The 8,487-nt window shown below is 67.4% G+C and carries 7 protein-coding genes; 4 read left to right on the forward strand and 3 right to left on the reverse strand.

Translation table 11 applies throughout. The features are described from left to right. Nucleotides 1-24: 24 nt before the first annotated feature. Together uvrA and EX88_RS0110330 are read left to right on the forward strand one after the other, a co-directional pair. On the forward strand, nt 25-2,946 hold the full coding sequence (gene uvrA, locus EX88_RS0110320; protein ID WP_051884905.1) for an excinuclease ABC subunit UvrA: 2,922 nt from the start codon (nt 25-27) through the stop codon (nt 2,944-2,946). Nucleotides 2,947-3,098: 152 nt separating this feature from the next. Beyond that, a complete protein-coding gene (locus tag EX88_RS0110330; RefSeq protein ID WP_031371916.1) occupies nt 3,099-3,509 on the forward strand; it encodes an acyl-CoA thioesterase in 411 nt (136 codons plus the stop codon). 178 nt (nt 3,510-3,687) lie between these two features. Here the strand turns inward: EX88_RS0110330 and EX88_RS0110335 are convergent, their stop codons facing one another. After that, on the reverse strand, nt 3,688-4,137 hold the full coding sequence (locus EX88_RS0110335; protein ID WP_031371917.1) for a copper chaperone PCu(A)C: 450 nt from the start codon (nt 4,135-4,137) through the stop codon (nt 3,688-3,690). Between the two features lie 79 nt (nt 4,138-4,216). Here EX88_RS0110335 and EX88_RS0110340 point away from each other — a divergent pair, with 79 nt between their 5' ends. Together EX88_RS0110340 and EX88_RS0110345 are read left to right on the forward strand one after the other, a co-directional pair. Next, nucleotides 4,217-5,800, forward strand: a complete 1,584-nt coding sequence (locus EX88_RS0110340) for a DUF4139 domain-containing protein (RefSeq protein ID WP_152566215.1) — start codon at nt 4,217-4,219, stop codon at nt 5,798-5,800. Next, a complete protein-coding gene (locus EX88_RS0110345; protein WP_031371919.1) occupies nt 5,797-6,555 on the forward strand; it encodes an enoyl-CoA hydratase/isomerase family protein in 759 nt (252 codons plus the stop codon). Before EX88_RS0110340 ends, EX88_RS0110345 begins: the two co-directional genes overlap by 4 nt. Before the next feature lie 93 nt (nt 6,556-6,648). Here the strand turns inward: EX88_RS0110345 and EX88_RS0110350 are convergent, their stop codons facing one another. Further along, nucleotides 6,649-8,028, reverse strand: coding sequence for a substrate-binding domain-containing protein (locus EX88_RS0110350; RefSeq protein WP_031371920.1), 1,380 nt, complete (start codon nt 8,026-8,028; stop codon nt 6,649-6,651). 263 nt (nt 8,029-8,291) lie between these two features. Next, nucleotides 8,292-8,487, reverse strand: a 196-nt coding sequence (locus EX88_RS26510; protein ID WP_235186238.1) for a hypothetical protein, incomplete at its 5' end; no start/stop codon positions are given.

Here is an 8,487-nt window from a genome sequence, read left to right on the forward strand (position 1 = left end):
GCCCTCCCCCCTTGCAGGCACCCGATGGCGCTGGACTACATCCGCATCCGCGGCGCGCGGACGCACAACCTCAAGAACATCGATCTCGATCTGCCGCGCGACAAGCTGATCGTGATCACCGGCTTGTCCGGTTCCGGTAAATCCTCGCTGGCCTTCGACACGATCTACGCCGAAGGCCAGCGACGCTACGTCGAATCGCTGTCGGCCTATGCCCGGCAGTTCCTGTCGGTGATGGAAAAGCCCGATGTCGACCACATCGAAGGCCTGTCGCCGGCGATCTCGATCGAGCAGAAATCGACCTCGCACAACCCGCGTTCGACCGTCGGCACGATCACCGAGGTCTACGACTACCTGCGTCTGCTGTACGCAAGAGTCGGCGCGCCGCGCTGCCCCGACCACCACTACCCGCTCGAAGCGCAGACCGTCAGCCAGATGGTCGACCAGGCGCTGGCGCTGGACCCGGAGCAGCGCTACATGCTGCTGGCACCGGTGATCCGCGAGCGCAAGGGCGAGCACGCCCAGGTGTTCGAGCAACTGCGCGCGCAGGGCTTCGTGCGCGTGCGCGTGGACGGCGAGCTGTACGAGATCGACGCGGTGCCGCCGCTGGCGCTGCGGGTCAAGCACACCATCGAAGCGGTGGTCGACCGCTTCCGTCCGCGCGATGACATCAAGCAACGCCTGGCCGAGTCGTTCGAGACCGCGCTCAAGCTCGGCGACGGCATGGCCCAGGTGTATTCGCTGGACAAGGCAGACGCCGCACCCCTGCTGTTCTCCTCGAAGTACAGCTGCCCGGTTTGCGATTACTCGCTGCCCGAGCTGGAACCGCGTTTGTTCTCGTTCAACTCGCCGGTCGGCGCCTGCCCGACCTGCGACGGCCTCGGCGTGGCCGAGTTCTTCGATCCGGCGCGCGTGGTCGTGCACCCGGAGCTGTCGCTCTCGGCCGGCGCGGTGCGCGGCTGGGACCGCCGCAATGCCTATTATTTCCAGTTGATCCAGTCGCTGGCCAAGCACTACAAATTCAACGTCGATGCGCCCTGGCAGTCGCTGTCGGCGACGGTGCAGAAGGCGGTGCTGTACGGCAGCGGCGATGAGCTGATCAGCTTCACCTACCTCACCGAGAACGGCGGCCGCAGCCAGCGCAAGCATCGCTTCGAAGGCATCGTGCCGAACCTGGAGCGCCGTTACCGCGAAACCGAGTCGGCCGCGGTGCGCGAGGAACTCGCCAAGTACATCAGCCAGCGCCCCTGCCCCGACTGCGGCGGCGCACGCCTCAACCGCGCCGCGCGCAACGTGTTCGTCGCCGAACGCCCCTTGCCGGAACTGGTGGTGTTGCCGGTCGACGAAGCCTTGCAGTTCTTCAAGACCCTGGAACTGCCGGGCTGGCGCGGCGAGATCGCGGTCAAGATCGTCAAAGAGATCGTCGACCGCCTGCGCTTCCTGGTCGACGTCGGCCTGGATTACCTGACCCTCGAACGCAAGGCCGATTCGCTGTCGGGCGGCGAGGCCCAGCGCATCCGCCTGGCCAGCCAGATCGGCGCCGGCCTGGTCGGCGTGATGTACGTGCTCGATGAGCCCTCTATCGGCCTGCACCAGCGCGACAACGAGCGCCTGCTCGGCACCCTGACCCGGCTGCGCGATCTCGGCAACACCGTGATCGTGGTCGAACACGACGAAGACGCGATCCGCCTGGCCGACTACATCGTCGACATCGGTCCCGGCGCCGGCGTGCACGGCGGCGAAGTCGTGGCCCAGGGCCAGTTCGCCGACGTGCTGAAGGCGCCGCGTTCGCTGACCGGCCAGTACCTCAGCGGCAAGCGCAAGATCGAGATCCCCAAGAACCGCCACAAGCCGAATCCGAAGGCGATGCTGCATCTGCGCGGCGCCACCGGCAACAACCTCAAGGATGTCGATCTCGACATCCCCTCGGGCCTGTTGACCTGCGTCACCGGCGTATCCGGCTCGGGCAAGTCGACCCTGATCAACGACACCTTGTACGTGCTCGCCGCCAACGAACTCAACGGCGCTTCGCAGACGCCGGCGCCGTATCGTTCGATCGAGAACATGGAGTTGTTCGACAAGGTCGTCGACATCGACCAGTCGCCGATCGGCCGCACGCCGCGTTCGAACCCGGCCACCTACACCGGCCTGTTCACGCCGCTGCGCGAGTTGTTCGCACAGGTGCCGGAAGCGCGCGCGCGCGGCTACTCGCCGGGCCGCTTCAGCTTCAACGTGCGCGGCGGACGCTGCGAGGCCTGCCAAGGCGACGGCCTGATCAAGGTCGAGATGCATTTTCTGCCCGATGTCTACGTGCCTTGCGACGTCTGCCACGGCAAGCGCTACAACCGCGAAACCCTGGAAGTCCTGTACAAGGGCTACAACATCAACGACGTGCTGTCGATGACGGTCGAAGCGGCGTTGAACCTGTTCGAGGCGGTGCCGACCATCGCGCGCAAACTCGAAACGCTGATGGACGTCGGCTTGAGCTACATCAAGCTCGGCCAGAGCGCGACCACCTTGTCGGGCGGCGAAGCGCAGCGCGTCAAGTTGTCGAAGGAACTGTCGCGGCGCGACACCGGCCGCACCCTGTACATCCTCGACGAGCCAACCACCGGCCTGCACTTCCACGACATCGAGCATCTGCTGGTGGTCCTGCACCGCCTGCGCGACGATGGCAACACCGTGGTGGTGATCGAACACAACCTCGACGTGATCAAGACCGCGGACTGGGTCATCGACCTGGGACCGGAAGGCGGCCATCGCGGCGGCACCATCCTCGCCACCGGCACGCCGGAGCAGATCGCCGCGCTGCCGCATTCGCACACCGGCCACTTCCTCGCCCCCCTGCTCGGCACGCCGAAAGCGGATGCGGCGAAGAAGAAGCCGGCGGCGAAAAAGCCCGCCCCCGCTGCGACCGCATCGCGCGCCAAGAAGAAATCCGCCGCATGACCGATACCCAGCAGCCGCCTTCGGGCGGCAAGAAAGCGGCGCCGCGCAAGCGTGCGCCGCGCAGCCGCAAGGCCGCCGCGGCTCCGGCCGCGGACCTCGCGACCGTTTCTAACAATACCGCCGAGGCTGCCGCAGCGCAGGTTGCGGTGACCGTGCCGGCAACGCCCCCGGCGCTGATCCGGGTGCCGCTGTCGGTGCGCTGGCGCGACCTGGACGCCTTCAACCACGTCAACAACTCGAAGTTCCTCAGCTACCTCGAGGAGGCGCGCCTGCGCTGGATGGTGACCCTGCCCGGCCACGGCATGGACGAACACGTCGCCCCGGTGGTCGCGGCGGCGCATCTCAACTATCGCCGCCCGATCGAATGGCCGAACGAACTCGACATCGAACTGTTCGTCGAGCGCCTCGGCAACACCAGCCTCAGTATCGGCCACCGCATCGTCGGCGCGACCGATACCTCGGCGGTGTATTGCGACGGCAACGTCGTGCTGGTGTGGATCCACCGCGAAACCGGCCAACCGGCCGCGTTGCCGGAGCCGGTGCGCGCGGCCTGCACGGCTTGACGATTATCTGATCGTCGTTCGAAGCGACGCCATTACGTCGTCGCATTCAGATCCTGCATGGGCCGTTGCTTCAGGGTAGGAGCGGCGCAAGCCGCGACATCGTCCTGGCGGCGCCGACGCAAGCGCGGTTTCGCGCTCGCGGCTTACGCCGCTCCTGCAGGGGAAAGACCGGAAGAACTCAGGGCGCGGCCTTACGCACCTCGAACTCGCCGAACAGCGAACCGCCGTCCTTGAGCGCGAACTCGACCGCGACGCGACTGCCTTCCTTGAGCGGCTTGTGCGGCTGCATCAACATCAAATGCAGGCCGCCCGGCTTGAGCTGGGCCGAACCGTCCGGGGCGATGCGCAGTTCGGGCACCGCGCGCATCTTGCTGACGCCGTCGACGATACGGGTCTCGTGCAGGGACACATCGGCGAACGCCGCGCTCTTGGCGGAGACGATGGTCACCGGCACCGAGCAGCGATTCTCGATGCGGCCGAAGCCGGCCATCATCGGCATCTGCATCGGCGGCATCCGCACCCAACCGTCGCGGACCTGCGCCGCGCAGGCCTTGCCCGCGGGTGCCTTGGCTTGTTGCACGGCGCGGCCTTGCGCGCCGGCCTGAAATACCGACGCCGCGGCCAGCATGGCGGCGAGCGTCAACCCCGTTCGGATGCCAGATACGTTCATCGGCCTATGATACCTCCCGCCTGTGGAGGAGTTGACCATGAAGGAGTTGACGATGAAGCATCCGCTCAGCCTGCTCGCCCTGGCCTGTTCATTGGCCGCCTGTTCCGGCGCACCGACCGGCGACGCCGACAAACCTTCGGCCGGCCCCGCCGCAGGGTCCGAGGCTCCTGCCGAAGCCCCCGCCAGCGATGCGCCCGGCGGCGAAAGCCGGCTCACCGTCTACAGCGGCGACTACGAGGCGCTGGCCAACGCGCGCGCACCCAATGTCGGCATGCCCGGTTACGCCCTGGTCGAACGCCCTCTGCGCTACGCGCTAAAGAGCGGCCGCAATGCGCTGTCCAGCAAGTCCCTGCCCCCGTCGATGGACACCGAGGCCGCGGTACTGCAGCCGCGCAGCAACGGCATCGCGATCGTCGGACAACGCTACATCGCCCCGGTCTCGGGTGCGCAGAACGTGGTCGGCGTGGCGATCGGCCGCAAGGTCACGGTCGAACACACCGCCGGCGGCGCCAAGCAGACCGACAGCGGCCTGCTGTTGTCGGCCGGCGACGGCCTGACCCTCGCGCTCGACGACGGCCGCATCAAGGTGATCCGCAGCTACGACAGCTTCAGTCTGGTCGACAACGACAACCTGCTGCCGCGCCAATCGGCCTTGCAGTGGACGGTCAACGCCGACAAGGCCGGCGACGCCGACTTCGTGCTGTCGTATCCGATGGGCGGCATGGCCTGGCGCGCCGAGTACCTCGCCACCTTGACCCCGGGCCAGGGCTGCAAGCTCGCGCTCGACGGCGCCGCGCTGGTCGCCAATCGTTCCGGCTCGGGCTTCAACCAGACCCGATTGAGTCTGGTCGCCGGCGAGCCCAATCGCACCCGTCGCGAGGAAATCGGCGTCATGGGCGGCCACGCCGAACGCTTCGCGGCCGCGCCGATCGCCCAGGCCGCCGATGCGGCGATGCCGGTCGAGCGCGCCGCCGGCGAGTACCACGCCTACGATCTGCCGCAGCCGGTCACCCTCGGCAGCGGCAGCACCGAACGCATCGCCCTGTTCCCGCGCAACGGCGCGGTCGCCTGCGAACGCATCTACGCGATCGAGGCCGGCGACAACGACTGGCACCCGCCGACGCCGTTGATCGATCCGAACTTCCAGGGCCAGACCGGCGACGTGCCGGTGATGTCCAAGGTCGAGTTCAAGAACGACAAGGCCTCCGGCCTCGGCCTGCCGCTGCCGGCCGGACGCGTGCGCGCCTTCGACGGCAAGGATTTCCTCGGCGAATCGCAACTCGCGCACACGCCGCAGGGCGCCGAGATCCGCCTGCAACTCGGCAAGGTCTTCGACCTCAGCAGCACCCGCGAAGCGAGCGGTTTCCAGCTCGACCGTACCGGACGCACCATCACCGAATCGTTCGCGGTGACGATCAAGAACGCAAAGAAGCACGAGGCCACGGTTCGGGTGATCGAACCCTTGCCGCGCTGGACCGATTGGGAGATTGTGTCGTCCAGCCTGCCGTCGAAGAAGAAGGACGCGCGCCACGCCCAGTTCGAAGTGGCCGTGCCCGCCGGCGGCGAAACCAAGCTGACCTACACCGTGCGCTATCGCTGGCCCCAGGACGTCAAACCATGAGCTTCGTAGAAACCCAGACCCGCGGCGACATCGTCGAAATCCGCCTGGCGCGCGCGCCGGTCAACGCCCTCAACCCGCAGTTGTGCAACGAAACGCGCGAAGCCATCGAACAGGCCGTGCACCACGGCGCCCACGGCATCGTCCTCAGCGGCGGGCCGAAGGTGTTCTCGGCCGGCCTCGACGTGCCGTATCTGCTCTCGCTCGGCGACCAGCGCGATCACCTGCTGCTGGCGTGGCAGGCCTTCTTCGGCCTCGCCCGCACCCTCGCCGCGGCGCCGCTGCCGGTGGTCGCGGCCTTGGGCGGCCATGCGCCGGCCGGCGGTTGCGTGCTCGCCCTGTGCTGCGACTACCGCATCATGGCCTCGGGCCCGTACCGCATCGGCCTCAACGAAACCCAGGTGGGCCTGGTCGCACCCGAAGGCATCCAGCGTCTGATGCGGCGCGTGGTCGGCGCTTATCGCGCCGAACGCCTGCTGGTCGGCGGCGAGATGGTCGATGCCGACACCGCCCTGCAGATCGGCCTGGTCGATGAATTGGTCGAGATCGAAAACGTCGCCCAGCGCGGCCGGGTTTGGCTGGAGCAGCTGCTGAGCCTGCCGCGCAGCGCGATGCTGCACACCCGCCAGCTCGCCCGCGCCGATCTGGTCGAAGCCCTGCGTCCGGAGCATATCGAGCTCGACCGTTTCGTCGATGCCTGGTATTCGCCGGACACGCAGAGCGCGCTCAAGGCGCTGGTGGCGAAGCTGGGCAAGTAAAACGAGTAGAGAGTAAGTAGTAGTGAGGAACGAGCAGGAGCCAAAGCCGGCTTCGCTCTTACTCACTACTCGCTCCTAGTAACTCACTGCTGCTCAGAGCAGCCATACCTCGACCCGCTCGTTGCGATAGCGCGAACCGGCATCGCGGGCGATCGGGTTGCGCGCACTGCCCGGCTGCGCAGCCGCCAGAGGCAGGGCCGTGCCCATGCCGCGCGCCTGCTCGACCCGCAGGCCGCGCGACATCAACTCCTGGGCGACCAGGTCGGCGCGGTCGTTGCTCATCATCATCGCCGCCATCGTCGAACCGGCGCTGGCATCGGCGAATCCGACCACCAGCAATCGCCGGCCGCGATTCGGCGGCAGCGCCATGAAGCTGCGCAGGCGATCCAGATCGCGCACCGCACGGCTGTCGAACACGTTCGCGGCGACGCCGCTTTCGCCGGGCCCACCGAAATTGAAGCGCAGGCTCAACGGCAGACGCACCGCGCGGCCGACCAGTTCGCGATACTCCGCCGGGCCGGCCGACACCGGCCGCTCGCGTCCCGGCACCAGGGTCACCGCGAGATGGCCGCTGCGCGCGACCGCGCGCTGACCGGCGCGGGTCATCGCATACAAGGCGAAGCTGCGGCTCAACGCGCCCATCATCTGGCCGCCGTAGAGATACAAGCGCCGGCTCAAGGGATAGTCCTCGCTCAGCACCTCGGTGCGGGTCGGCGCGACCGCGCGCCCGCCGTCGGCGATCGCCACCGGCTTGGTGTCGGCGCCGTAGTGCTCGCCGATCGGGATCAGGCCGATCGCCAAGGGATCGGCAGCGACCGCCGCGATCAATTCGCGTGCGTTGCGATGGCGCTGCGCTTCGCCGAACGCCGTGCCGAGCATGACCCGGTCGTTCATCAGGTCGCGCACTGCACCGGCGCCGGGATCGAGATGCAGCCGTACCTCGCCCTGGCCGCCGCCGAATTCGCGCCAGTCGCGCGACTGGCCGGCGAACAAGCGGCGCAACTGGGCGAAGTCGAGGCGCACGACCGGATTGCGGCGATTGACCACGACCGCGACGCCGTCGAGCGCGACCACGAACTCCTGGTCCTGCGAACCGAGGTCGCCGAGCTGCCAACCGGCATCGAGTTCGGCTGCGTTCGGCCGTCGCGCCATCATCGCGATCTGCGCCTGCCCTTCGACCAGATCGGTGAAGCCCTGCGCCGAATCGCTGCCGGCGATCTCGACGATCAGCGGCTGGCCGTCGCGACTGGCGTGGATTTCGGTCAAAGCCGGGCGCGGCCGGCGGGTGCGAATGCTGGAGTAGCCGATGTCGCGCAGCCAGGCCTCGGCCAGGCTCGGCACCAGCACATGACCGAGCGTTTGAGAACCGTGGATACGGACGCGTTCGGCGTCCTGGGCGCGGGCGGGAAACGCAATCGCGGACAACGATGCGGACAAGAACAACACGAACGGCAACACAACGGCACGCGACATGGCGCGCACTCCCCCTGTACGAACTGCGCGCAGGATGGGTGCGGCCTGTGACGCTGCGATTACGCGACGGCAAGCACAGTAATGACGAAGTGGAATGCCCTTATTTCGTCAAGCTGCAACAAGCGTGCGGCAAGCAGCCGCGAGTCGCAGAAGCGGGGCAATGTCCGCGATGCGCGCAGGCGCTTGCGGATCGCGACGCAACGGTTGGCTACGCGGTCGCGGCTTGTAACCGAAGGAAATCCAGTCGGACGCCGCTCCTACCCTTAAAGCCGCTGCGCGCCGTTGAGGTTGAGGTTGAGGTTGAGGTTGAGGTTGAGGTTGAGGTTGCCGTTGCCGTTGCCGTTGCCGTTGTCGTTGTCGCGAAGATTTTGCTGTTGCTGTTGCTGTTGCTGTGCGACGCCTAGCACTAGCGAAGGCAATAGAAGACCCGGAGGGCGGCGCGCAGGGATGCGCGCCGTT

The sequence above is a fragment of the Lysobacter antibioticus genome (assembly GCF_000731095.1).
Taxonomy (GTDB): Bacteria; Pseudomonadota; Gammaproteobacteria; order Xanthomonadales; family Xanthomonadaceae; genus Lysobacter; species Lysobacter antibioticus_B.